General features: G+C 67.1%; 1 protein-coding gene. It reads left to right on the top strand.

Features of this window, described 5'->3' with window-relative positions; all coding sequences use genetic code 11:
* A partial coding sequence (locus tag AC2FA3_RS15370) for a YbhB/YbcL family Raf kinase inhibitor-like protein (protein WP_490510343.1) occupies positions 1–255 on the top strand: 255 nt, incomplete at both ends.

Genomic DNA, 255 nt, shown 5'->3' with positions numbered 1-255 from the left:
CACGTAGCCTGGTGCTGATCGTTGACGATCCGGACGCGCCAGACCCCGCCGCACCGAAGATGACCTGGGTGCACTGGCTGCTCTACAACATCCCGCCCAGCGCAACGGCCATCGCCGAAGACGCAGCACGCAAGGGACTGCCACCCGGCACGCGCGCCGGCACCAACGACTGGCAGCGCACCGCTTATGGCGGGCCCTGCCCACCCGTCGGGCGCCATCGCTACTATCACAAGCTCTATGCGCTGAACGTGGAAC

It is taken from the genome of Janibacter sp. CoH_79_TC_3 (genome assembly GCF_058197955.1).
This window is presented reverse-complemented; position numbering and strand designations above follow the sequence as displayed.